21 protein-coding genes, 1 tRNA gene and 1 pseudogene are annotated in these 23,367 nt (G+C 65.9%); 13 read left to right on the forward strand and 10 right to left on the reverse strand.

Annotated features, from left to right (window positions below):
- Positions 1-140: 140 nt before the first annotated feature.
- Positions 141-527 (forward strand): histidine kinase, encoded by a 387-nt coding sequence (locus AC1DXV_RS08920; RefSeq protein WP_477867460.1) that lies wholly within the window; start codon positions 141-143, stop codon positions 525-527.
- Between the two features lie 70 nt (positions 528-597).
- Complete coding sequence (locus AC1DXV_RS08925; protein WP_477867462.1) at positions 598-3,495, forward strand: ATP-binding protein; 2,898 nt, start codon at positions 598-600, stop codon at positions 3,493-3,495.
- Here the strand turns inward: AC1DXV_RS08925 and AC1DXV_RS08930 are convergent.
- Positions 3,479-4,468 carry an alpha/beta fold hydrolase gene (locus AC1DXV_RS08930; protein WP_477933256.1) on the reverse strand — a complete coding sequence of 330 codons (990 nt, stop codon included), beginning with the start codon at positions 4,466-4,468 and terminating at the stop codon, positions 3,479-3,481. The two genes, AC1DXV_RS08925 and AC1DXV_RS08930, sit on opposite strands and share 17 nt — an antisense overlap.
- A 36-nt stretch (positions 4,469-4,504) precedes the next feature.
- On the reverse strand, positions 4,505-5,158 hold the full coding sequence (locus tag AC1DXV_RS08935) for a hydrolase (protein ID WP_477867466.1): 654 nt from the start codon (positions 5,156-5,158) through the stop codon (positions 4,505-4,507).
- Positions 5,159-5,328: 170 nt separating this feature from the next.
- Here AC1DXV_RS08935 and AC1DXV_RS08940 point away from each other — a divergent pair, with 170 nt between their 5' ends.
- Positions 5,329-6,144, forward strand: a complete 816-nt coding sequence (locus AC1DXV_RS08940; protein ID WP_477933258.1) for an alpha/beta hydrolase — start codon at positions 5,329-5,331, stop codon at positions 6,142-6,144.
- Here the strand turns inward: AC1DXV_RS08940 and AC1DXV_RS08945 are convergent.
- Positions 6,141-8,120, reverse strand: coding sequence for an amidohydrolase (locus AC1DXV_RS08945; RefSeq protein ID WP_477933260.1), 1,980 nt, complete (start codon positions 8,118-8,120; stop codon positions 6,141-6,143). The genes AC1DXV_RS08940 and AC1DXV_RS08945 overlap by 4 nt on opposite strands.
- A gap of 165 nt (positions 8,121-8,285) precedes the next feature.
- On the opposite strand from AC1DXV_RS08945, the gene AC1DXV_RS08950 reads away from it, so the two are divergent.
- A complete protein-coding gene (locus AC1DXV_RS08950; RefSeq protein WP_477864574.1) occupies positions 8,286-8,927 on the forward strand; it encodes a response regulator in 642 nt (213 codons plus the stop codon).
- Here AC1DXV_RS08950 and AC1DXV_RS08955 read toward each other — a convergent pair.
- On the reverse strand, positions 8,914-12,027 hold the full coding sequence (locus AC1DXV_RS08955) for a sensor histidine kinase (protein WP_477933262.1): 3,114 nt from the start codon (positions 12,025-12,027) through the stop codon (positions 8,914-8,916). The genes AC1DXV_RS08950 and AC1DXV_RS08955 overlap by 14 nt on opposite strands.
- Here AC1DXV_RS08955 and AC1DXV_RS08960 point away from each other — a divergent pair.
- Positions 12,026-12,493 carry a nuclear transport factor 2 family protein gene (locus AC1DXV_RS08960; RefSeq protein ID WP_477864572.1) on the forward strand — a complete coding sequence of 156 codons (468 nt, stop codon included), beginning with the start codon at positions 12,026-12,028 and terminating at the stop codon, positions 12,491-12,493. The genes AC1DXV_RS08955 and AC1DXV_RS08960 overlap by 2 nt on opposite strands.
- On the opposite strand, the gene AC1DXV_RS08965 is transcribed toward AC1DXV_RS08960, so the two are convergent.
- On the reverse strand, positions 12,463-12,918 hold the full coding sequence (locus AC1DXV_RS08965; RefSeq protein ID WP_477864571.1) for a DoxX family protein: 456 nt from the start codon (positions 12,916-12,918) through the stop codon (positions 12,463-12,465). The genes AC1DXV_RS08960 and AC1DXV_RS08965 overlap by 31 nt on opposite strands.
- Positions 12,897-13,643, reverse strand: a complete 747-nt coding sequence (locus AC1DXV_RS08970; RefSeq protein WP_477864570.1) for a response regulator transcription factor — start codon at positions 13,641-13,643, stop codon at positions 12,897-12,899. The genes AC1DXV_RS08965 and AC1DXV_RS08970 overlap by 22 nt, the downstream gene beginning before the upstream one ends.
- A gap of 185 nt (positions 13,644-13,828) precedes the next feature.
- Between AC1DXV_RS08970 and AC1DXV_RS08975 the strand changes: the two genes are divergently transcribed.
- From AC1DXV_RS08975 to AC1DXV_RS08985, 3 genes are all read left to right on the forward strand, one after another.
- On the forward strand, positions 13,829-14,803 hold the full coding sequence (locus AC1DXV_RS08975; RefSeq protein ID WP_477864569.1) for an alpha/beta fold hydrolase: 975 nt from the start codon (positions 13,829-13,831) through the stop codon (positions 14,801-14,803).
- Positions 14,804-15,080: 277 nt separating this feature from the next.
- Entirely contained in the window at positions 15,081-17,528 is a 2,448-nt protein-coding gene (locus AC1DXV_RS08980) for a PAS domain-containing sensor histidine kinase (RefSeq protein WP_477864568.1), read from the forward strand.
- Positions 17,525-18,193, forward strand: coding sequence for a response regulator transcription factor (locus AC1DXV_RS08985; RefSeq protein ID WP_477864567.1), 669 nt, complete (start codon positions 17,525-17,527; stop codon positions 18,191-18,193). Before AC1DXV_RS08980 ends, AC1DXV_RS08985 begins: the two co-directional genes overlap by 4 nt.
- A 153-nt stretch (positions 18,194-18,346) precedes the next feature.
- Here AC1DXV_RS08985 and AC1DXV_RS08990 read toward each other — a convergent pair whose 3' ends face one another.
- A complete protein-coding gene (locus AC1DXV_RS08990; RefSeq protein WP_477864566.1) occupies positions 18,347-18,685 on the reverse strand; it encodes a Mor transcription activator family protein in 339 nt (112 codons plus the stop codon).
- Positions 18,682-19,560 carry a terminase gpA endonuclease subunit gene (locus AC1DXV_RS08995; protein WP_477933264.1) on the reverse strand — a complete coding sequence of 293 codons (879 nt, stop codon included), beginning with the start codon at positions 19,558-19,560 and terminating at the stop codon, positions 18,682-18,684. The genes AC1DXV_RS08990 and AC1DXV_RS08995 overlap by 4 nt, the downstream gene beginning before the upstream one ends.
- 46 nt (positions 19,561-19,606) lie before the next feature.
- On the opposite strand from AC1DXV_RS08995, the gene AC1DXV_RS09000 reads away from it, so the two are divergent.
- The 5 genes and pseudogenes from AC1DXV_RS09000 to AC1DXV_RS09020 all read left to right on the forward strand — a co-directional run bounded on the left by AC1DXV_RS09000 (position 19,607) and on the right by AC1DXV_RS09020 (position 22,108).
- On the forward strand, positions 19,607-20,206 hold the full coding sequence (locus tag AC1DXV_RS09000) for an HD domain-containing protein (protein ID WP_477864564.1): 600 nt from the start codon (positions 19,607-19,609) through the stop codon (positions 20,204-20,206).
- Positions 20,207-20,227: 21 nt separating this feature from the next.
- The gene (locus AC1DXV_RS09005) at positions 20,228-20,557 is read left to right on the forward strand and encodes a hypothetical protein (protein WP_477864563.1); all 330 of its coding nucleotides are present in this window, start codon (positions 20,228-20,230) and stop codon (positions 20,555-20,557) included.
- On the forward strand, positions 20,550-20,852 hold the full coding sequence (locus tag AC1DXV_RS09010) for a helix-turn-helix transcriptional regulator (RefSeq protein WP_477864562.1): 303 nt from the start codon (positions 20,550-20,552) through the stop codon (positions 20,850-20,852). The genes AC1DXV_RS09005 and AC1DXV_RS09010 overlap by 8 nt, the downstream gene beginning before the upstream one ends.
- Positions 20,853-20,873: 21 nt before the next feature.
- Positions 20,874-20,999, forward strand: a pseudogene (locus AC1DXV_RS35285) (helix-turn-helix domain-containing protein); the annotation flags it as partial.
- Positions 21,000-21,073: 74 nt separating this feature from the next.
- A complete protein-coding gene (locus AC1DXV_RS09020; protein ID WP_490363518.1) occupies positions 21,074-22,108 on the forward strand; it encodes a tyrosine-type recombinase/integrase in 1,035 nt (344 codons plus the stop codon).
- A 27-nt stretch (positions 22,109-22,135) separates the two neighbouring features.
- Here AC1DXV_RS09020 and AC1DXV_RS09025 read toward each other — a convergent pair.
- Both AC1DXV_RS09025 and hrcA read right to left on the reverse strand, forming a co-directional pair.
- Positions 22,136-22,212: transfer RNA gene (locus tag AC1DXV_RS09025), tRNA-Ile, on the reverse strand.
- A 70-nt stretch (positions 22,213-22,282) separates the two neighbouring features.
- The gene (gene hrcA / locus AC1DXV_RS09030) at positions 22,283-23,305 is read right to left on the reverse strand and encodes a heat-inducible transcriptional repressor HrcA (protein ID WP_477864560.1); all 1,023 of its coding nucleotides are present in this window, start codon (positions 23,303-23,305) and stop codon (positions 22,283-22,285) included.
- Positions 23,306-23,367: the final 62 nt, after the last annotated feature.

Here is a 23,367-nt window from a genome sequence, read left to right on the forward strand (position 1 = left end):
TGCCGGGGGTGTTCGCCGTCGGCGACGTGCGCTCCGGCTCGGTCAAGCGCGTGGGTGGCGCCATCGGCGAGGGCGCTGCGGCGGTCGCACAGATCCACCACCACCTCGCAGGGTTGCCGGCGTAGCGTTGACTCTTTCGCGTGACGCTCGACTTCGTTATCCCGCCGAGCTGCGTCCAGACGGGTTGGTTCTTCGTCGTTTGCGTGGCCGGTGCCGGCGCGCTGATCTGGTGCGTCGCATGGCTCCGCGTGCGCCAGGTCGCCGCGAGAATGCGCCTCCTTCATGAGCAACGCATGGCCGAGCGAGATCACATGGCGCACGAACTCCATGACACCCTGGTGCAAAGCACCCAGGGTCTGATCCTGCGCTTCCAGGCGGCGACCGATCGGATGGCCTCGGACGACCCGGCGCGGGCTGCACTCGCCCAGGTGCTGGACCGCGCCGAAGACGTGCTGAGGCAACAACTCGATCGCCTGTTCGACCCGCGCGAGCCGCCGCGTTCACACGATCGAGTGAACGGCGGGTAAAACGAATGGGGGTTCTGCCGCGGCGATGGAGGGCCTATCGTTCAATCCCCCGCGCCCCAAGGAGCCACGCATGGCCTGCACGAACCGCATCAGTTCCGTGATCACTGAACCGACCGGGCGGGCTGCACGTTCCTTCGCGTTCGGACCTTTCGTGCTCATTCCCCAACGCCAGCTGCTGCTGCAGGGCGACGCACCGGTCCGCCTCGGGGGTCGTGCGCTGGACATCCTCACGGCGCTGGTCGAGCGCCCGGGTGAACTGGTCGGCAAGCGCGAGCTGATGGCGCGTGCCTGGCCGGACGTCGTCGTCGACGAGGGCAACCTGAAGGTCAACATGGCCGCCCTGCGGCGCGCGATCGGCGACGGCGTGGGCATGGCCACGTACATCGCGACGGTGACCGGCCGCGGCTACCGGTTCGTCGCCCCCGTCCAGGCCAACGGAGCACCCGGCTTCATGCCGGCCCCCGCGGCGACGGAGCGGCGCAGCCACAACCTGCCGACCGCCACGACGCGCATCTTCGGCCGGGCGGAGGCGATCGATGCCATCCGGCTCGAACTCGAAGGATCGCGTCTCGTCTCCATCGTCGGCGCTGGCGGCATCGGCAAGACCACAGTGGCGCTCGCCGTGGCCGAACAGGTGCTCGGATCGTTCAGCGACGGCGTCTGGCTGATCGACCTGGCGATGCTCAAGGACCCGGCCCTGGCACCCCACGCCATCGCGACGGCGATCGGCCTGACCGCGCATTCCGAGAGCATGCTGATCCCGCTCTGCGAGTACCTGCGCGACCGTTCGATGCTGCTCGTGATCGACAACTGCGAGCACATCATCGACATCGCCGCCTCCTGTGTCGACCGGATCATCGCAACGGCGGCCGGCGTGAGGATCCTCGTCACGAGCCGCGAGCCGCTGCTGGTGAAGGGAGAACGGGTGCGCAGGCTGCCCGGGCTCGGTGCGCCCCTTCCCTCATCCCGGTTGAATGCCGACGAAGCGCTCACGTTTCCCGCCATCCAGCTCTTCGTGGACCGCGCCACCGACAGGCTAGAGTCGTTCCGGCTCAATGATGCCGATGCGCCCATCGTCGCGGAGATCTGCCGCCGTCTCGACGGGCTCGCACTCGCTATTGAGTTCGCCGCGACGCGCATCGATGCGTTCAGCGTGCGCGATCTGCTGCAGCAGCTAGACGACCGGTTCCGCCTGCTGATCGGGCGCCGGGCGGGACCGGAGCGACACCGCACGCTGACGGCTACGCTCGATTGGAGCTACGGCCTACTGCCGCCCCGCGAGGCCGCGGTGCTGCGCTCCGTGTCCGTGTTCGCGGGCGTGTTCGACGTCGCCGGGGCTGCGGCTGTGGCAGACCGCGTTCCCGCGGAAGCGGCAGACATCCTGGGGCAGCTAGCCGCGAAGTCGCTGCTGGCCACGGACCTCGATGCCGATGGCATCGCCTACCGCCTGCTCGAGACCACGCGAACCTATGCCCTCGAACGCCTACGAGCCGGCGACGAGGATCCGGTGGTCCGCCAACGCCACGCGGAACACCTTTGCGCGACGCTCGAGCGCGCGGCCGGCGAGTGGACCCGGCGCCCGGCCACCGAATGGGGTCGTGCCTATGGGCGCGTCATTGACGACCTGCGCGCTGCACTGGCTTGGACCGGTCGCGATGCGGCGAATCGATCGCTACGGATCCGGCTGACGGTCGCCGGGCTGCTGCTGTGGAATCATTTCTCGCTGACCGAGGAGAGCGGCGTCCATGTGTCGCAGGCGGTCGACGAACTCGAGGCCGCGGACCTCGCCGGAACGGCTTTCGAGATGAAGCTCAAGCTGTGGCTCGGCAGCGCCACCGTGTTCACACGCGGGCTCAAGCCCCGGGCGATGACAGCCTTGCGCCGCGCGCTGGAGATCGCGGTGCGGATTGGCGACACCGACTACCACCTTCGCTGCCTCATGATGATCGGCATCTACGAGCTGTTCACGGGCGAGCACGCTGCAGCGCTGCGCACGCTCGACGACTTCGGAGCGGTCGCCGCGAAGAACGATCCGTCCATCCTGCCCGAGGCCGATGTGCACACCGCCATCGCCGAGCTCTTTCTCGGACGCCTGCACGCCGCCGGGCGGCGGCTCGAAGTCCTCCACGCGCGCGACCAGCGCTATTTCGGCTCATACGCCATCCGGTACCTCTCCGATCCCATCGTTCTCGCGGGTGGGGTGCTGGGGCAGGTGCTGTGGCTGACGGGCCGCGCCGACACGGCCGTGCGCACGGCACAAGCCGCGCTGGAAAGCGCACGCGGGCTCGGGCATCACCTCTCGCTCAACAACTTGCTGTCGTACATCTGCCCGGTCCTCTACTGGAGCGGGCACGTCGACGCCTGTGATCGCCATGTCGCGATGCTGGAAGAGCACGTCACGCGACATGGCCTCGCCGCCCGGCGCCCGGTCGCTAGCTTCTACCGCGCCGCGCTGGCACACACGCGGGGCGACACTTCGTGCGACGCGGTGGCGGCTCTGCAGCAGGCCGTCGAGGAGTTCCGCAGCATCAACCACCTGGCGCGGATGCCGTACTACCTCAGCGTCCTGGCGGACGCGCTCGTGCGTCACGCCCGTCTCGGCGAAGCCGAATCGACGATCCGCAACGCACTCAACATCGCGCATGCGCACGACGAGGGCTGGTGCCTGCCCGAGGTCCTTCGCGTCCAGGCGTCCCTCCGCGTGGCCCAGGGGCGCAACCGCGACGCGGAAGTCCTGCTCGGCCAGTCGATGGCGTCTGCCCGCAAGGTCGGCGCGCTGTCATGGCGGTTGCGCGCAGCTACCGACCTCGCAGGGCTCTGGTGCACCGGGTCGAGAACGGACGACGCACGCCGGATGCTTTCGCCCATCGTCGACGAATTTACCGAAGGGTTCTCGACGCATGACCTGAGGGCAGCGGCCCGCCTGCTGGCTGAGTGCCGCTGCCCCGCCATCACTTGCCCGCCTTGACGTTGCGCTGCAGGAACGAGCGCATCAGCCGGCCGACGGTCTCGCTGTCCTCCTCGAGCGCGAAGTGCCCGGTGTCCAGCAGGTGCAGCTCGGCCTTCGGAAGGTCGCGAAGGTAGGGGTGCGCGCCGGCAGGCGGGAAGATCTTGTCGTTCTTGCCCCAGACGATCAGCATCGGCGGCTGGTGCTTGCGGAAGTAGGCCTGCCAGCCGGGATACAGCGGCGGGTTCGTGCCATAGCTGTAGAACATTTCCAGCTGGATGTCCTTGTTGCCAGGGCGGTCCATGCGGGCTTGGTCGACTGTCCAGGCATCCGGGCTGATGTGGCTCACGTCGCGAATGCCTTCTGTGTACTGCCACTTCGTCGCGCCGATCTCGAACAGCGATCGCAGCTTCGCGCCGTTCGCTTCGGACTTGTCGGCCCAGTACACCTTGGCGGGTGCCCAGAACTCGTTGTCGATTCCTTCGTTGTAGGCATTGCCGTTCTGCACCACGATCGCGGTGATGCGCTCGGGATGGGCCGCCGCGATACGAAAGCCGATGGGGGCGCCGTAGTCCTGCACGTAGAGAGCAAACTTCTTCGCATCGACCGCCGCGGTGAACTTGTCCATCACGCGGGCGAGGTTGTCGAAGCTGTATTCGAACTTGTCCATCGCCGGCATGTCGCTCTGGCCGTAGCCGGGGTAGTCAGGCGCGATCACGCGGTATTTGTCGGCCAGCCGGGGGATCAGGTTGCGGAACATCTGCGACGAGGTCGGGAACCCGTGCAGCAGCAGCAAGACGGGCGCGTTCTTCGGGCCGGCTTCGCGGTAGAAGACGTTCACGCCGTCGACCTTGACTGTGCGGTAGCTGACGGCCGCGGTGCTGACGGAGTTCGACGGTTCGCTCGCGGCAGCGGTGTTGGCCTGGGCGCCGTGCGCCGCAAGCGCCAGCAGCAGGAAGGAAGCGAAGCGCTTGGCGCTGACAGAGGATTTCATGGTGTGTCCTTCAGTGGTTGAGTCGATCGGGGTACATCAGCCTTCGGTGGCGCCGAACATCGCCTTGGCGTAGGCGATGCCCACGCCGTAGCCACCGGCCAGCTGCCGGGCGATGCCGGTGGTCAGGTCGTAGGTCTCGCCGCGCCCCCAGTCCCGCTGCAGTTCAAGCAGGTACTGCAGCGCGGTCATCGGCTGCGCGCCGGCCTGCACCATGCGCTGCATCGCGCGCTCGTGGGCTTCGGCCGTCACGTCACCGCAGGCATCGGTGAGTACAAAGACCTCGAAGCCCTGCTCGATCGCCGACAGCGCCGGCCCCACGATGCACACCGAGGTCCAGAGACCAGCCAGCACCACGCGTGGCTTTGCGATGGCGTTGACGACACGAATGACGTTCGCGTCTTCCCAGCAGTTCATCGTGGTGCGATCGAGCATCTCCTGGTTGGGAAAGGCCTCGATGACCTCGTCGAACATCGGCCCCGAGAAGCTCTTCGCCGCCACGGTGGTCAGAATGGTTGGCACCTTGAAGCCTGCGGCCGCACGCGCCGCGATGCTGGCGTTGTTGCGCAGGCTCACGCCGTCGATGGACTGAGTAGCGAATGCCATCTGCGGCTGGAAGTCGATCAACACCAGCGTGTGATCGGTCGGATTGAGCAGCCGCGAGCCCGCGATGGGCTTGGCAGTGAGGGTCATGGGATCTCTCCTTTGAGGACGGGTTGACGGGTTGCGAGCCCACAGTCTCCCGGCCACGGCACGCATCCACAACGCACCTGAGACCACCCCGTCCTGCCACCTCGGACCAATGGCGAAAGCGAAGGCATCCAGCCACAGTGGGCCTTCCACAACTGCAGATCGGAACTGCCATGACGACTTCACTGTTTCCCAAGATGACCGCGCTGACAGCCGCCTCCAGCCTCGCGCTCGGTGCATGGCTGAGCCCCGGTGTCGTAGCCGCAGCACCGGCCCCGGCAGCAGCAGCCGACAACAAGCAGGTCAGCGTGATCCTGGTCCACGGCGCGTGGGCAGACGGCTCCAGCTGGAACGACGTCGTGCCCCTGCTTCAGGCAAAGGGGCTGACGGTGGTGACCGTGCAGAACCCGCTCAGCGCACTGGCTGACGACGCGGCCGCGACGCAACGGGCCATCGACCGGCAACCGGGGAAGGTGCTGCTGGTGGCGCATTCGTGGGGGGGCGCGGTCATCACCGAGGTGGGCCGGCAGGAGAAGGTGGCCGGCCTGGTCTACGTGGCCGCCTTCGCGCCGGGCGACGGCGAGTCGGTCAACGACATGCTCGCCAACAAGGACATCCCCCCGCCGCCGGGTCTGGCCGGCATCGAGCCCGATTCGCACGGCTATCTGTGGATGAGCACCCGCAACTTCGGCGAGCATTTCGCGCAGGATCTGCCGGCAGCGCGGACCGCACTGCTGGCGGTCAACCAGAAGCCGATCGCCGCGAGGAGCTTCGGTGACAAGGTCAGCATGCCCGCGTGGAAGAGCAAGCCCAGCTGGTATGTCGTGGCCGAGCAGGATCACATGATCCCGCCGCCGGCCCAGAAGGCAATGGCACAACGGGCCGGTGCCAAGGTAACCAGCCTGGAGGCGGGGCACGCCGTGATGATGAGGCGGCCTACGGAAGTGGCCGCCGTCATCATCGAGGCGGCCCGCTCACTGAGCCTCTAGACGTAACAGCTGCACCCGAGCGCCCCCCAGAAGGCGGGCGCGTCAGCCGCCGGCACCTGAGTGCCGGCCGCCTTCAGGTGGTCATGCGCATGCAGCCCGCAACCCGAACGGCACGCGCATGCCGCGGCGTACTGGTAGCGCCGGTCGCTCTCCCCCAGCGTGAACTTGCGTGCCTGGTAGCCGCCGAAGGTTCGCACCGGCGACCAGCTGGGCGACGCTGGCGGGAGCGGCGGGGCCAGCGCCATGAAGCGCTGCGCGCCGTGCACCACCTTGCCTGCCACGACTGTCAGCACCGACACGATGTCCTGGATCTGGTCCTCGGGCACGGCGAAGTAGTCGCGGTCGAGCACCGCCACGTCGCCCAGCGCCCCGGGCTTGAGCACGCCCTTCCTGCCGCTGTCGCGCGAGAACCAGGCGCCGTTGGCCGTCATCAGCCCTAGCGCGGCCAGCCGATCCAGGCGGCGCTCTTCCGGGTAGAGCACCGTGCCGCCGATGCTGCGACCCGACACGAGCCAGTAGAGCGCCTGCCAGGGGTTGTAGCTGTTGACGCGCGTCGCATCGGTGCCCAGCGTGACCGGCAAGCCCATCTCGATCATGCGTTTCACCGGAGGCGTCTCGGCAGCCGCCGACACGCCATAGCGGCGGATGAAGGCTTCGCCCTGCATCGACATCCGGTTCTGCACCGCGACGCCGCCACCCAGCTTCCTGATGCGCTCCAGGTTCTGCGGCGTGACCGTCTCGCAGTGGTCGAAGAACCACCCCAGCTTGTCGATGGGCAGGTCGCGGTGCACCTTCTCGAAGACGTCGAGCGCGCGCGAGACCGTCTGGTTGTACGTGGCATGCATGCGCCAGGGCCAGCCGTTGCCGGCGAGGAAACGCACCACGCCCTCCAGGTCGGCGTCCATCGTCGTCGGCATCTCGGGCCGCGGCACGAGCAGGTCCTCGAAGTCGGCGGCCGAGAAGGCCAGCATCTCGCCAGCGCCGTTGAGGCGGTACATGTCACTGCCGTCACCGGGCTTGCCCGTCGCGATCCAGCGCCGGAAGTCGTCGAGCTCCGCCTTCGCCTTCTGCGGGAACAGGTTGTAGGCGAAGCGCAGTGTCAGCCGCCCCTCCCTGGCCAGCTTGTCGATGACCTCGTAGTCGTCCGGGTAGTTCTGGAAGCCACCACCGGCATCGCCCACCGACGTGACCCCGAGCCGGTTCTCCTCGCGCATGAAATGCAGCGTGGAGTTCACCTGGTCGTCGAAGTCCAGCTTCGGGCCCTTGGCCAGCGTGTTGTAGAGCAAGAAGGCGTTGGGCTCGGCCAGCAGCAGGCCGGTGGGCTCGCCCTTGTGGTCGCGTTCGATGATGGCGCCCGGCGGTTGTGGCGTGTCGCGCGTGTAGCCCACCGCACGCAGCGCGGCGCGGTTCAGGAAGGCCTGGTTGTAGAGATTGAGCACGAAGACGGGCGTGTCGGGCGCCGCGTCATTGATCTCCTTCAGCGTCGGCAGGCGCTTCTCGACGAACTGGGTGTCGTTCCAGCCGCCGACGACGCGCACCCACTGGGGTGGTGGCGTCACGCGCGCCTGGGCTTTCAGCATCTCGAGCGCCGCATGCAGGCTGCGCACGCCATCCCACCGCAGCTCCATGTTGTAGTTGAGACCGCCGCGAATCACGTGCGTGTGCGAGTCGGTCAGGCCGGGGATCACACGGCGCCGCTCGACATCGACGACGCGGGTCTGCGCATCGGCGAGGGGAACCAGCTCGGCGTCACTGCCGACCGCCAGCACCATGCCGTCCTTGATGGCCACGGCGCTGGCGTCGGGTCGTGCGGGGTCCAGCGTGCTGATGCGTCCGTTGTACAGAACCAGATCCGGCGCGACGCGCGTGTCGCGCGACAGCGCGGCCACCGGACCGGCCAGCGCGGTCAGGCCCAACAGGGATGCCGCTTGCAGGAACTCGCGCCGATCCGGGCGCTGATTGATTTGATTCGACATGGTGAATCCTCCGGATGTCGGGGTTGAGGGCCGACCCATTGGGCCTCTTGTCGCGCGTTGCCGCCACGACCCGTGGGGCCGCCGCGTCCTCTCCCTTTGGCCCAGGTGCCACACCGACCCCGTGTGTAAACTCGTCGCCACCGTTCGACTCCAGTGAGACACACGATGCACGCCGTGGGCCAGACGAGCCAGCCGATCAAGGTGCTCGTCGTTGACGATCACCCCCTGATGCGCGAGGGCATCGCTGCCGTGATCGAGAGGGAGCCCGGCCTGCGGGTGGTCGCCGAAGCGAGCAACGGCCGCGAGGCGATCGAACGCTTTGCTGAGCACCGCCCCCACGTCACCTTGATGGACCTGCAGATGCCGGAAGTCGACGGTGTCGCCGCCACGGTGGCGATCCGTGCACAGTGGTCCGACGCGCGCATCGTGATGCTGACGACCTACCGGGGCGATACGCAGGCACGCCGCTCGCTGCAAGCGGGTGCCAGCGGCTACCTGCTCAAGAGCATGATCCGTAACGAGCTTCTCGCCGCGATCCGATCCGTCCATGCCGGCGAGCGTTGGATTCCTTGCGAGGTGGCCGCGGAGTTGGCTGCGCATCTGACCGATGACCCACTGTCAGTGCGTGAACTCGACGTGTTAAAGCAGGTCGCGTCCGGCAACTCGAACCGGCGGGTCGCCGGCGAGCTCCGTGTCACCGAGGACACGGTCAAGTCCCACATGAAAAGCATCATGAGCAAGCTCTCCGCGCGCGACCGCACGCACGCGGTCATGATCGCTCTGCGGCGCGGGATCATCGATCCCTGACGGGCCATCTGTGCCACCCGCGGCGACTGCGCCGGTAGGCGATCCCGGCCGGGACCTCCAGAGAGACTGTGGTGCCACGTGCATCAGAGTGGACGCCCAGGCGCCCGCTCAGGCGATTCGCCCGTTCTCGCATCCCGACGAGGCCCCAGCGCCCGGCGTGCAACTGCTTCGGATCGAAGCCGCAGCCGTTGTCCGAGATTCGCAGCCTGAGCTGCCTCGATGCGAAGGCTACGCCGAGCTGGACGCCTGAGGCCGCCGCATGCCGGAACGCATTGCTCAGGGCCTCGGTGGCGATGCGCTGCAGTTCCGGCACGCAGACCGGATCGAGTTCGCGGGCCGTACCGTCGATGTGCATTGCAAACGAAACGCCTGTGTCTGCGGACCAGCGCTCACCTACCAATTGCAGGCCATCGGCAAAATCCGTCGAGGTGCCTGTCACCCCCCGCAGGTCCGTCACCGCATCCCGTCCGTCCGCGATCACTTCGTCGGCCAGATCAAGCGCGTTGCGCATCAGGTCCCGGGAGCGCTCGTGCGGCGGAATCTGTTCCATCGCCGCGTGGAACCGGATCACCAGGCCCTGCACGGCCTGCAGGAAGGTGTCATGGAGTTCTCGGGCGATGCGCTCCCGCTCGACCGTCCGCACCTCCCAGCGCAGCCGCAAGCGTGCCTTGACCGCGCGCAGTCTCCATGAGAACAGCAGGCACACGGCAGCCGCAGCCGTAGCCGCACACAACGCGATGAACCAGCCCGTTTGCACGAAAGTGGGAGGAATGACGAACGACACGCTCGCGCCGGATTCATTCCACAAGCCGTCATTGTTGGCAGCGATCACCTGGAATCGATAGCGGCCGGGCGCAAGGTCCCTGAAGCTGGCCTCGCGGTGGGTGCCGGCGTCCTGCCATTCGGCATGCTCGTCGCCAAGGCGATACCTGAACCTCACGCGCTCGGGCATCGTGAGGCTCGGCGCGGTGTAGGCAATCTTCAGGTCGTGCGTATGCACCGGCAACTGCGTCGCGTCGCCCGCATCGAATGCATGGGCGAGGCCGTCCGCCGTGATCGACTTGACGATCACCGTGGGCGCAATGGTGTTGTGCGGCATGCGCGTCGGGTCGGTCCAGACCACGCCGTTCGCGGTGGCGATCCAGAGACGACCGCCGTTGCCCATCGCCGTCTCGGGCACTCCTGGCAGCCCGTCCAGGTAATCCAGCAGATCATGTCGGACGCGATGCTCAGGGCGGTGAAACGCCTGCTGCAGTTCCTCGGCCGCGATGTGAACCATGCCGTCCGCCGTGCTCACCCACAGGTCACCTGTCGGGCCGGGCACGATGCCCTTGACCCCGATGAACGCACCGCGCGGTCCCGTCACAGGATGGATCGCGTCGCCGGTCAGTCGCCACAGGCCCCTTTCGGCCCCGATCCAGAGGTCATCGGCCTGCTGCGCGAACGTCTCCACTGACCCTAGGGCCAGGTGCGATGGAGATTCCCTCGCGGGCAGCACCACCGCGAGCCGATCGCCGTCGAGGACGGTGACCGCCCCGTCGTCATAGCCGAACCAGACGCGACCCCGCGCGTCGGTGAACAAGGCCGACACGTTGTGGGTGGGCATGTCCGTGCGCCCTCCCCACAAGGTCCACGCCTCGCCGACCACACGATAGACGCCGACCCGAAGCACGGACACCCACATCGCACCCTGTGCGTCCTGCGTCATAGCCTGGATGCCGGCGTAGTTGAAGGAAGAAGAGGCGCGCGCTCCGCGATGCGCCAGCCGCTGCCAGCGTCGATCGGCTCGAAGCTTCCAGAGCGAATCGCCCCCGGCCGCCCACAGCGTGCCCGACGGGTCGCTGTAGAGGGCGGCGAGTCCCGTTCCGGCCAGATGTCCGAAGCCGATCGGCTCCGGCGAGGCGCGCTGCGAACGGAAAATGTTCCCGAGGGCGGTGCCGATCCATGCGCCGCCTTGACCGGCGGGTGCCAGCCAGAACTCGTTGGATCCCGCATCCAACGGCAGTTTCAGGAACGCCGGTGCGCGAAATCGGTCGAGTCCGCCGCGCGTGGCGAACCACATGTTCCCTTCGCGATCCTCGAGTATCCGGGAGACGGATTCACCGGTGAGGGGCACGAATCCGGCTCCCTCACCTCGCGCAGCACCCTTGGCGCCTCCGACCCACAGGTGGCCTTCGCGGTCGAAGGCACACCGGGCATCCGCACTGTTCGCGATGCCCTGGTCAGCCCATGCAGGGACGACGGCACCGGACACGGGCGGCGTGGTCAATGTCAGCGTGCGCACGCGTTCGGACGTGCACACCATGGCTGCCCCGCCAGGATGGAGGAGCAGCGTCTGGGAATTGCTGCGAGGCACCGCGACGGGTAGTTTCTCGAACCGGTTCGCTCCATCTCGAAGGTAGAAGATCTGCTCATTGCTCATGATCCACAGCGTGCGATCGCGATCCAGGAGGATCTCGTCCACCGGATCCGCGGGAACCTTCCAGGAGGCATTCGCCGGCTGCCACCGTCCACCATCGAGTCGAAACAACCCACGGGTCGTCCCGGCCCACAGGGTGCCGTCCCCTGCCTTCGCCATGCCCGCCACGGACGATCTCGGCAGTCCCTGGGCCTGCCCGTAGTTGACCAGGCGACCTTCGAGCAGATGGCTCACGCCGCCAAGGTGATGCCCGATCCACAGACCGCCATCCGCGGCCACATGCAACCCGGTAATGTCCTGCGATAGGAGCGGGACACCACCAGCGCCTGAGAAGCGCTCGAACTGCACGCCATCGAAGCGGAACAGTCCACCGGAGGTACCCAACCATAGAAAGCCATCGCGGGTCTGGGCAAGGGCCTCGATGCCTGTCGGCACGCCATCCTGAGCGGTCCACCGGGTGTGATACAGCTGCGTGATGCCGTATTGCGCCGGCAGGGCCCAGGCGGCGGGGCAGCACAACACGATGACGATGCAGGCGCGCAGCATCCCACGCCATGCGAGGAATCCAGGTTCCTCCCCGACTTTAGGTGCAGCGTTCATCCAGCCCGCAGCCGGATGCCTGCGTCCCAATGACTGGCGACGATGGAGCCACTCTAACTTCAACACCAAGGTGTCCTCCATGGAAACACGTCCCCCACTTCCTCCGTTTTCGCGCGACACCGCGATCCAGAAGATCCGCTTGGCCGAAGATGGCTGGAACACACGAGATCCGGCACGCGTGGCGCTGGCCTACAGCGAGGACACCCGTTGGCGGAATCGCTCGGAATTCGCGACCGGGCGATCGGCCGCGCAGGCCCTGCTGCAACGGAAATGGCAGCGCGAGTTCGAGTACCGATTGATCAAGGAACTCTGGGCGTTCAACGCCAATCGGATCGCCGTGCGCTTCGCCTACGAATGGCATGACGACTCGATGAACTGGTATCGCAGCTATGGCAACGAGAACTGGGAATTCAATGAGGCGGGCCTGATGGCCCACCGGTATGCCTGCATCAACGACCTCCCCATCGCGGAATCGGACCGCAAGTTCTTCTGGCCGCTCGGCCGGCGGCCAGACGATCACGCTGGCCTGAGTGCCCTCGGACTCTGACGAAAACCGGCGTCGCGCTCGAGGCGGTCGCTCCAGGCGACAAGCACGAGCGCACCGGCCAGCCCGAGGTGCTCGAAGAAGGCGTGCGTCAACATCGTGCGTGGCACGCCCTGTGCCTCCCAGAACCGATTCGCGATGAGCGTCGTGACCAGCGTAAAGGCTGCGAGCAGCAACGCGCCTACGCTGCGCCCGCGGCCGATAAGCACCAGTACGGAACCCGCCAGCTCGATAGCGATGGCCGCCACCACGAGCAACCACGCAGGCCTCAAGCCGAATGCGGTCATCTCCGCGATGGCATCGTCGAAATCCAGGGCCTTCTCCAGGCCGCCCTGGATGTAAGCCGAGCACAGCAGCAGCAGGCAGAGTCGATGCAAAGCGCGCGCCTGGGGGGAATCCCTCCAGCTCAGACGGTCGCGCGCGAACATTCGAGTGCACCTTGGAACTTGTTCATGTCGGTGGCCGGCATCCGGGCGGCCACCGAGGGTTGAGCGGATGCTGCGTGCGACGGACGCGGGGCCAATCCCTGCTGCGACGCGATCCAGAGCGCTTCGGTTCTGCATCGCGCGCCAAGCTTCGACAGAAGCCCGCGCATGTGTGCCTTGACCGTCCCCACAGAGATCCCCAGCGATCGGGCCACCTCCTTGTTGTTGTGGCCACGGCGAACCAACGCCAGCACCTCACCCTCTCGCACGGTCAGGGACGGCCGCGACAGGCTGTCGACCATGCGAAGCGTCGCAGCGCTGCACAGATACCGACGCCCGGACGCCACGGCCCGGGCGGCGCTCACGATCTCGTCCGCCGAGCAGCCGACCACCACGTAGCCGCGAATGCCTGCTTCCAGCGCGCTTCGCACCTCGAGCTCCTGGCCCCTCATGGCGACAACCATCAGCTTGGCACCCTGCCGGCAATCGGCCTGGAGGCTCGCTGCCCTAAGGACACCACTTTCGTGGTCGAGGATGAACACGTCGGCAGGCGCGCTGCGCACCCGGTCAGGGCAATCCAGATCGGTCGCAGACCGCAACTCGAATTCGGGCCATGCGCCGAGGATGTAGCGCAGCCCCGCCTCGATGACGGGATCGTTGTGGGCCAGCTCTATCACCGTGGGTGTATTCGAAGACATCGCAATGCTCCATTCATGTGGTTTCTGCATGGTCGTCTTCCGATGCAACCAGCGCGAGTTAACTGCGGTGAAATCTCAATGCCTCGGAAGTCAGTAGCGCGCGCGCCCTACGCCCTCGGGCCATCTGCATACAGGCCGCAGGAAGGGCGCATGGCGCATGGCCTCGGGATAGGCTCGGTTCGATGTGCCATCTCGAACTCTGAAAGCTGCGAACCATGCATTCGAACCTTCTTTGGCGAGCACTCGCTGCCGCCGTCCTGAGCTGCTGCCTCGGCGCGTGCGCCGTCAGCCAGACCGGTCGCGCCGCATCGGCCGGCGAGTCGCCGCAGACGTCGCGCGTGCAGTACCGGACGGCCGTCGTGAAAGGAATCCGGATCTTCTATCGCGAAGCGGGCGACCCTCGCAAGCCGACGCTGCTGCTGCTGCACGGCTTTCCTTCTTCCTCGCACATGTACCGGGAGCTGATTCCGCTGCTTTCGAACGACTTCCATCTGGTGGCACCCGACTACCCGGGCGCCGGCTTCAGCGAGGCCCCTTCTGCCGAGACGTTCACGCCCACGTTCGACAACCTGGCCAACGTGATGGCTGCGTTCGCCTCCCAGATTGGATTGCAGCGCTACACCCTTTACCTGCAGGACTTCGGCGGCCCCGTGGGCTTTCGCATGGCCGTGAAGAATCCGGCGGCGGTCGAGGGTCTGATCATCCAGAACGCCAACGCGTATGTCGAAGGCATTGCAACGGACCAGCTCGACGGCATGCGCGCCCGTGCGAAGGGCCTCAGCCCGGAAGGGCGCCGGCAGGTCGAGCAGCTCGTGTCCCGTGACTTCACGATGTTCATGTACCGGACCGGCAGCCGGGACTTCGCGTCCATCGACCCCACCGGATGGACTCTGGACGCACGGCTCCTCGAGAACCCCGACGCCCAGAGAATCCAGATCGGCCTGATGTCGGACTACTTCAGCAATGTCATCGACTACCCGCACTGGCAAGCCTTCATGCGAACACGCCCGCTGAAGACGCTCATCGTGTGGGGCAGGAACGACCCGATCTTTCTTCCTGCGGGTGCGCACGCCTATCTTCGGGACATTCCCAGCGCGCGACTGCGCTTTCTCGACACGGGGCACTTCGCGCTCGAAGAAGACGTGCTTCCGATCTCCCAAGAGATCCGGAAGATGTTCGTTGATCGATAGGTGCATGCGTGCCTCGCGTCGTAGAGGGTCATTGGTCCGGGCACTGAAGCCTATTCCCCTGCGCTGCACGCACTCAATCCTCCTTTGATCGACGATCGCTGACTGGAGGTCGTTGCCCGGGCCCGAATCGCGAGCGTCTCTGCCGAGAATCCACGATCGGGGGTCGCGGGATTGGCCGTTGGTCGTCCTGCCCTCGCGGAAAGTCGCAGGCTCCTCGACCTTGGTCGAGGTTCATGCCCACCTTCGGCGCGGTATGCTCATCGCTCGCAGTCGAGCCATGAGTGCACACGCCCACATCACATCGCCGTCCCGTGCGGCCGCCGAAGAGCAGCAGCTGCAGCGGTGCCACGACGACATCGAGCACCTGACCCACCTGCCTGCGACGTGGCAGGGACTTGACCCGACCTCCATCGTCGAAGACGTCCTGGAGACGTTGGTCGACATGCTGGACCTGGACTTCGCCGGACTGCGCTTCAGCGAGACGGTGCACATCTTCCTGCGCACCGGCAAGACGCCCGCAACCGCGCACGATCCCGAAACCATCCGGCGTTCGGTCGATGAATGGCTTGCAGACAACCCGCAGCTCGGGCCATCAACCCTGTCGCTCGGCAGCGACGTGCTATCCGTCGTGGCCGTCGCGATGGGCGACATCGCCGGCATGGGCGTGCTGGTGACAGGCTCCCGGCGAGCGGGGTTTCCACAACGTCTCGAGTCGCTGCGCCTGAAAATCGCGGCGACCCAGGCGAGCCTCGCGTGCCGCGAGGTCCGCGAGCTCACTGACCGCAGGCCGCCTGCTGATACACGCGTCGAGAAGCCCACGGGCGAGGCGCTCGCAGAAAGCGAATGGCGGCTCAACCTCATCATCAACACCATCCCGGCCATCGCATGGTCGGCGACTTCGGACGGCATGCTGGATTTTTGCAACCAGCATTTCGTGGACTTCGTCGGGCTGCCTGCCGACGAAATCCTCGGGCTTGGCTTCTATCGCATCTTTCATCCGGAGGACGTGGCCGCACTGCTGTCCACCTGGCAGGAAATCATGGCATCGAAGCGCTCGCGGGAAGTCGAAGGCAGGCTCCGGCGTGCCGATGGCCACTACCGATGGTGCACGCTGCGGCAGAACCCCCTGCTGAACTCGCAGGGCAAGGTCGTGAAGTGGTACGGCGTCGTGCTGGACATCGAAGACCGCAAGCGCGCCGAGAACGCCCTGGAGGAAGCCAGGTCGGCACTTCTCGCCAGCGAGCAGAACCTTCGCCTCATCATCGACTCGCTTCCGGTGCTCGCATGGGTGGCCCGACCGGATGGCTCGGCGGAATTCGTGAACCGACAGTGGGCCGCCTATGTCGGCGTCGAACCCGAACAGATCCTCGAGTGGGGCTTCCTCGACTTCTACCACCCCGACGATGTAGAAGGCATGGTGGACATATGGAAGGACTGCCTCGCGACGAAGGACCAGTTGGGCTTGAAGGGACGCATTCGGCGATTCGATGGGGAGTACCGCTGGTTCTATTTCGCCGGCCAGAAGATCACCGATGCGAACGGCGTGGTGCGCTGGGTCGGCGCGAACGTGGAGTTCGAAGAACTGCAGCGCGCCGAGGATGCACTCAAGGCGAGCGAGCACCGGCTCAAGTTGATCATCGACACGATTCCCGCGATGGCATGGTCGGCCACGGCAGATGGCGAGGTCGACTTCTGGAGCAAGAACCTGCTCGACTTCTGCGGTCTTCTATTCGAAGACGTGATGGGCGAAGGCTTCTACCGCATCTTCCACCCGGACGATCTTGAGGCCATGCGCAGCATCTGGGATCGCGTACGTTCCAGCAAGCGCGGCGAGGAAGTCGACGCGCGCATTCTGCGTGCGGACGGCGAGTACCGATGGTTCACCTTGCGGCAGTGCCCGCTACTGGACGCCCACGGCGCTGTCGTGAAATGGTACGGCGCGCTCATCGAGATCGAAGACCGCAAGCGCGCCGAAGAAGAACTGCGCCGCAGCCAGAGTGAGCTTGCCCGGGTCTCGCGAGTTACCACCTTGGGCGAATTGGCGGTTTCGATCGCGCACGAGGTCAACCAGCCGCTGATGGCGATCGTCACCAACGCGGGGACCTGCCTGCGCTGGCTCGATGAGAAGCAGTTCGACGCGGTTCGCGCGCGGCAGGCCGCCGAACGCGTTGTCCGGGACGGGCATCGCGCCGGGGAGATCGTCGCAAGCATTCGCGCATTGGCGCGCAAGGAACCCACGCGGATGATGCCGACCGATCTGCACGAAGCGATCCGGGAGGTGCTGCTGGTGTTGAACGGCGAGTTTCGGCGCCGCGGCATCGATGCGAGTTTCCAGGCCGGACCTGAGGCCCCGATCGTGCTCGGCGATCGCACGCAGCTGCAGCAGGTGCTGCTGAATCTAGTGATGAACAGCGTGGAGGCGATGACCGAGCCCGACGGGGTTGGAGTACGGATAGGTGGGCAACTGACGATCCGCAGTGCGGCCGGCCCCGACAGGTTCGCCCGGGTCAGCGTTCAGGACACGGGCACGGGTCTCGAGCAGGATCACATGGATCGGATCTTCGAAGCCTTCTTCAGCACCAAGGCGGGAGGCATCGGCATGGGCTTGTCGATCTGCCGGTCCATCGTCCAGGCCCATGGGGGATCGATCTCTGCCTCGAACCATTCTCCACGCGGCAGCACCTTCAGCTTCACCGTTCCCCTGGCTGCGGGAGCGGCTCGATGATTAAGCGTCCGGACGACCAGCCGGCGACCGTCGTCGTGATCGATGATGACACCAGCGTGTGCGAGGCGCTGCGCGGCCTCTTCGAATCGGTTGGGCTCCTGACTAGAACCTATGGCTCCGTGCAAGCCTTCCTGGCCGCCGAGCCACCCCACGGACCGTCCTGCATCGTGCTCGACATCCGGCTGCCCGGGCAAAGCGGTCTTGAATTCCAAGAGGCGCTGGCGCGAAGCGGCGCTGCGCAGTCGGTCGTACTCATCAGTGGCCACGTCGACGTAGAGATGGCCGTGCGAGCAATGAAGGCAGGCGCGGTCGATGTCCTCACCAAGCCGGTGCGCGAGCAGGATCTGCTGGATGCGGTCAATCGCGCCATCAAGCTGACGACCCAAAGGCGTGGTGACGTCGAGCGCATCGCGGCACTGCGTTCAAGACACGCTCTGCTCACAGAACGCGAGCGCCAAGTCATGGCACTCGTCACCGCTGGGCTGCTGAACAAGCAGATTGCCGAAAGAGTCAATGTCACCGAAGCTACCGTAAAGCTCCATCGCGGTCAGGTCATGCGCAAGATGAAGGCGGCCTCGGTCCCGGAACTCGTCAGGATGGCGGACTTGCTCGGCCGATGTGGCAATGATCGGGGAGTTGAGGCCGGCACCGTCGGACGCCAGTAGCACTTGGTGCTTTGCTGCGTTGCCTGGACCTGCCTCTTTGAGACAAGAGGGGCCGAGATCCCGGCGGTGTGGTAGGCCATTGTTCCGGCCGAACATGCGATAGCCTAAACAGGTCACTTAGAAATGCGAACCCTGACACGTGTTCAGCGGACGCTACTGCCCTCGCTGACCAACGATCCGGTAAACCGTAGACCGCGCTAGTCCGAACAGCTGCATCAGCTGCTTGATGTTCCTGCCGTTGAACATCTCCCGCACGCGCTCATCGCGCGCCGACTTGTCCGGCGCCGGCACGTAGACATCGTCACCGCCAAACCGCGCGCGCATGCCCTGCACGATCTCGTGCGCGATGGCACTTGCCCACGGTTCCTGGAACGCCAGGTCATCGCGCAGGATCTCGGTCATGTCGAACACCCACTGCGTGGCGGCGTCGGCCTTGATCTCGTGGGCATCGGGACGGGGTTGCTGCTGGTGCTGGAAGGTCGGTTGGCTCACAGGCGGCTGCTCCAAGAATCGCTGACGATGAAAGAGTTCGGGCCGATGGGACGGACGGTTGGTGGTCGAGCTGTAGGTGGCGGCGCTGGCGGAGGCGGCGCCGCGGCCACCGCGCTTGGTTGTGCAGACGTATGCACTGGCGGATCGCTCCCCGGATTCGGCGCGGGCGCACCGCCGCCGGCGAACAGGTCTGGCTCCAGTCCGGCTTCCAGCCGCGCCCACAGCTTGTCGCTGAGCGTGTGCAGCCCGAGCATCTGCGCGCAGAACAGCGCGTACACCGTGCAATCCAGCTTCTCGTTGCGCTTGCCGGCCGGCTTCAGCCAGCGGTGCTCCTCGCCGCGGCCGGTCTTCACGAGCATCCGGCTCTCGGCCGTGAGCTGGTCGTAGAACTCGGCCGTCAGCTCGCGCGCGAAGTGCACGTAGCCCGGCCCGGGCTGGCTGACCTGCAGCCGGCCGTAGAGCAAGTCCTTCGCCGTGTCGGTGCCGACGTGCCACAGCCGCACGCCCTTACGGATCGTCTTGCCGCGCTCGTTCACGTCGACCAGCACGCTGGCGCTCTTGATCGGCCGGCCGAGCCGTGTCTCGCCCTTCACGGCGTACAGATTCTGGTTCGGCCGGTTGCGCACGAAGACATAGCACTGGTGCGTGAAGTGCCCGCCCGTGTCGATCGCCACCGCGTCGGCCGACATCTCGACGCCGCACACGTGCCGGTAGGTCGCCTTGATCGCCGGATCCAGCTTCAGATCTCCGCTGCAGCCATCCCAGCGCCAAAGTGCATCGACAGGCTCAAGTCGCGCTCGCGCGGGCCGCGGGCGGTTGGTGCGGGCCTGACGCAAATCGCATGAGCTTTCCTGGATTGCACGGATAGGCGGCAATCACATCCGTCGCGCGCGAGGCGCGCGACCTCACTCTGAGATTCCCATGACCTGGATCACCACTGCCACAGGCAATGAGGTGTCGCTGCTGCATCCCCAACCCGGCTGCATCAACCTGCGCACGATCGCGCACCACCTCAGCCTCATCAACCGCTTCACCGGCGCCACCTGCCGCCCGTACAGCGTCGCAGAGCACTCGCTGCTCGTCTGCAAGATCGCCGAGCGCGAGTTCAACCTCGACGTGCACGGTCAGTTAGCCGCGCTAATGCACGACGCCCACGAAGCCTTCGTCAACGACCTCGCCTCACCCGTGAAGGACGAGGTGGGCGCCACATGGCACACGCTGGAGGATCGCTTCGCCCGCGTCATCCGCAACGGCTTCGCGCTCAACGTCGCCAACGCCACGCATGCCAAGGCGATCAAGCAAGCCGACCTGATGGCGCTGGCTACCGAGCGCGCACAGCTGCTGCCCGCGTCCACCACGCCGTGGCCGGTACTCGCAGGCGTGCAGCCCGTCACCTGGGTGAACCTGATGTCGCCCGGCTGCCGCGACACGCCTTGGAGCGCCTGGCGCAACGCATTCATCGAGCGAGCCGACTCCCTCGACTTCCAACGCCAGCAGCTGGCGCGCCAGCTCGGCCGCTGAGCATCGAACCAGGATCGCCGCATGGAAACCCATCACAGCACCTCGCCTAGCAAGTCGACCACCAGACCCCTTGCGCATCGCGCACCCACGAGCCGGCGCCGTCGCGCGCCAATCGTCGGCTCGCGCGTCGCCGGACACCTGTCGCACTGGGAAGACGATCTCGACCGGATCTACTTCGGACCCACCTCTGACTTCGGCAAGTTGCACGACAGCTCATGGTTTCGCATGCGCGCGTGCGGCGGGTCCTGCCGCGCTGACGCATGGCGCGTCTCCACCACCCTCTGCGGCCGCCGTGTCTACCTCTACGCGCTGATCGACGATTTCGGCAACCTCGTCGCCATCGATGAATGAACCCGACCGCCAGTCCGGCGGATGGGCAACCACACCCCTCAAATTCCACAACGAGCACCAAAGCATGAGCAAGAACAATCAACACTACCTCGCCACCGCACAAGACCGCCTCATCCGAAAGCCTGAAGTTCTCGCGCGCACCGGACTCGGCAACACCACTCTTTACGTCCTGGTCAAACAGGGGAGTTTTCCTGCGTCGTTCACCTTGGCGGGACGCGCTGTCGCGTGGCGCGAGGCCGACGTGAATCGCTGGATCTCCGACCGAGTCATTGCATCCCGGTCGCCGCGCGCCTAACGAAGACACCGAGCACACCATTTGACAACTCTCGACCTCGCGGAAGCCGCACAGCTGTTCAAGGTTCACCCGAAGACGCTTCAACGAATGGCACGTGCCGGCTCCGTGCCGGCCTGCAAGGTAGGACGCTCCTGGGTCTTCGTCGAGCGCCTGCTCATCGAGCACCTGGTGACACAATCCACTGCGCGCGTGTCCGTGGTCGATCTTCAGGAGAAAACTGAATGTCGCTCTACAGACGAAAGGATTCGCCATTTTGGTGGGTCAAGTTGCCGCCCATCCGCGGTGAATCGAAGCCTCTACAGCAAAGCACTGGGACTACCGACAAACGGCAGGCGCAGCAGGTCCACGACCAACTCGCCGCAGCCCGATGGGAGCAGGACCGGCTCGGGGTAAAGCCTCGACACACGTGGGAAGAAGCGGTCGTGCGGTGGCTTCTGGAAACGAAGCACAAGGCCACCCACGAAGGAGACAAGGCGAAGCTTCGCTGGCTCGATCCATACCTGGGAGGCAAGCAACTCGACGACATTGATCGAACGCTGATCGATCGCATCAAGTTCGCGCGCGAACGGGATGTCGCCCCAGGCACGGTGAATCGCTATCTCGCTTTGATGCGCGCCATCCTGCGGCGGGCATGTGATGAGTGGGAATGGATTGAACGAGTGCCGAAGTTCAAGCTGTTCAAAGAGGCCGAGGGCCGAGTCCGTTCACTGACGCAAGCTGAGTTCGAATGCCTTCTTCAACAGCTACCCGAGCACCTGGCTGACATGGCCACCTTCGCCGTGGCGACCGGCCTTCGCCAAGGCAACGTGATGGGGCTGGAGTGRCAGTTCGTTGATCTTGGGCGGCACCATGCCTGGATTCCCGGCAGCAAGCACAAGAATGGCAAGCCGCACTCCGCACCGCTGAATGAGATGGCACTGGCCGTGATCCGCAAGCAGGTTGGCCGGCACCCCACCAGGGTGTTCACCTTTCGCGGACAGCCAATCGGCCAGGTCAACACGAAGGCGTGGAAGTCGGCGCTCCAACGGGCCGACATCCAGGACTTCCGATGGCACGACTTGCGGCACACCTTCGCTACATGGCATCGACAGGCTGGAACGCCAACCCATGAGCTACAGCGGCTCGGCGGCTGGAAAACCGGCGCAATGGTCGAGCGGTATGCGCACGTAGCGCCGGAAGCGTTGCAAGGCGCGGCCCTGCGGTTGGATGCGTTCTTTGGTTACGCTGCGGCTACGCCGGAAGATCGGGGCTCCTAGCAAACAACGCTAAGTCCTTGATCGTATTGGTAGGCCGTGTTGGACTTGAACCAACGACCAAAGGATTATGAGTCCTCTGCTCTGACCAACTGAGCTAACGGCCCCTCGGGAGAGGAGCGCCGATTGTAGGTGCCCACCACGCGGCACCAGGCAGCCGAACGGACCTGTTTCCGGCTACTTCTGGCTCAGCGCGTTGCTCACCAGCCGCGACGTGATGTCGACGATCTGGATCATCCGGTCGTACGCCATCCGCGTCGGCCCGATCACACCCAACGTGCCCACCACCTGCCCATTCACCTCGTACGGCGCCGACACCACCGAGAGCTCCTCGAACGGCACCACCATGCTCTCGCCGCCGATGTAGATGCGCACGCCCTCGGCGCGGCTGCTCACGTCGAGCAGCCGCATCAGCTGCGTCTTCTGCTCGAACAGGTCGAACAGCTTGCGCAGCGAGCCCATGTCGCTGCTGAAATCCTGCACCGTCAGCAGGTTGCGCTCGCCGGAGATCACCACCTGCTCCTGGCTGTCGGCCATCGCCTCGCTGCCGGCCTGCACCGCCGCCTGCATCAGCGCCGCGATCTCGCCGCGCAGCGCATCGACCTCGCTCTTCAGCCGCTCGCGCACCTCCTCGATCGTCAGGCCCGCGTACTGCGCCGTCAGGTAGTTGCTGGCCTCGATCAGCTGGCTCTGCGTGTAGTCCTGCGCGGTGAAGATCACCCGGTTCTGCACGTCACCGTCGGGCGCCACCAGGATCACCAGCACCCGCCGCTCCGACAGCCGCAGGAACTCGATGTGGTGGAACACGCTCGCCTTGCGCGGCGCCGTCACCACGCCGACGAAGCTCGACAGGCTGGACAGCAGCTGCGCCGCGTTCGCGATCACGCGCTGCGGTTGGTCGGGATGCAGCTGCGGCTGCTCCATCGCGGGCGTCGCACGCGCCAGGTCGAGCGGTTGCGCAGTCAGCATCGTGTCGACGAACAACCGGTAACCACGCGCCGTCGGGATGCGCCCCGCGCTGGTGTGGGGGCTCGCGATCAGCCCCAGATCCTCCAGGTCGGCCATCACGTTGCGGATGGTGGCCGGCGACAGGTCCAGCCCGGAGGCGCGCGACAGCGTGCGCGACCCCACCGGTTGTCCGTCGGCGATGTAGCGTTCGACCAGCGCTTTCAGCAGTGTTTTGGCTCGCTCGTCCAGCATGGTTCATTGTAGGCGCGAGGCCCTTTCCTGCCCCGGTTCCCAGGGGGCCCTGTGGTGTAATC

Source organism: Rhizobacter sp. P3_C12, assembly GCF_056402735.1.

What these genes read in the sequence shown, in the direction of transcription:
- AC1DXV_RS08925 (WP_477867462.1), top strand. Translation starts at nt 598, where the DNA reads ATGGCCTGCACGAACCGCATCAGTTCCGTGATCACTGAACCGACCGGG.
- AC1DXV_RS08930 (WP_477933256.1), bottom strand. Translation starts at nt 4,468, where the DNA reads ATGAAATCCTCTGTCAGCGCCAAGCGCTTCGCTTCCTTCCTGCTGCTG.
- AC1DXV_RS08935 (WP_477867466.1), bottom strand. Translation starts at nt 5,158, where the DNA reads ATGACCCTCACTGCCAAGCCCATCGCGGGCTCGCGGCTGCTCAATCCG.
- AC1DXV_RS08940 (WP_477933258.1), top strand. Translation starts at nt 5,329, where the DNA reads ATGACGACTTCACTGTTTCCCAAGATGACCGCGCTGACAGCCGCCTCC.
- AC1DXV_RS08945 (WP_477933260.1), bottom strand. Translation starts at nt 8,120, where the DNA reads ATGTCGAATCAAATCAATCAGCGCCCGGATCGGCGCGAGTTCCTGCAA.
- AC1DXV_RS08950 (WP_477864574.1), top strand. Translation starts at nt 8,286, where the DNA reads ATGCACGCCGTGGGCCAGACGAGCCAGCCGATCAAGGTGCTCGTCGTT.
- AC1DXV_RS08960 (WP_477864572.1), top strand. Translation starts at nt 12,026, where the DNA reads ATGGAAACACGTCCCCCACTTCCTCCGTTTTCGCGCGACACCGCGATC.
- AC1DXV_RS08955 (WP_477933262.1), bottom strand. Translation starts at nt 12,027, where the DNA reads ATGGAGGACACCTTGGTGTTGAAGTTAGAGTGGCTCCATCGTCGCCAG.
- AC1DXV_RS08965 (WP_477864571.1), bottom strand. Translation starts at nt 12,918, where the DNA reads ATGTTCGCGCGCGACCGTCTGAGCTGGAGGGATTCCCCCCAGGCGCGC.
- AC1DXV_RS08970 (WP_477864570.1), bottom strand. Translation starts at nt 13,643, where the DNA reads ATGCAGAAACCACATGAATGGAGCATTGCGATGTCTTCGAATACACCC.
- AC1DXV_RS08975 (WP_477864569.1), top strand. Translation starts at nt 13,829, where the DNA reads ATGCATTCGAACCTTCTTTGGCGAGCACTCGCTGCCGCCGTCCTGAGC.
- AC1DXV_RS08980 (WP_477864568.1), top strand. Translation starts at nt 15,081, where the DNA reads ATGAGTGCACACGCCCACATCACATCGCCGTCCCGTGCGGCCGCCGAA.
- AC1DXV_RS08985 (WP_477864567.1), top strand. Translation starts at nt 17,525, where the DNA reads ATGATTAAGCGTCCGGACGACCAGCCGGCGACCGTCGTCGTGATCGAT.
- AC1DXV_RS09000 (WP_477864564.1), top strand. Translation starts at nt 19,607, where the DNA reads ATGACCTGGATCACCACTGCCACAGGCAATGAGGTGTCGCTGCTGCAT.
- AC1DXV_RS09005 (WP_477864563.1), top strand. Translation starts at nt 20,228, where the DNA reads ATGGAAACCCATCACAGCACCTCGCCTAGCAAGTCGACCACCAGACCC.
- AC1DXV_RS09010 (WP_477864562.1), top strand. Translation starts at nt 20,550, where the DNA reads ATGAATGAACCCGACCGCCAGTCCGGCGGATGGGCAACCACACCCCTC.
- hrcA (WP_477864560.1), bottom strand. Translation starts at nt 23,305, where the DNA reads ATGCTGGACGAGCGAGCCAAAACACTGCTGAAAGCGCTGGTCGAACGC.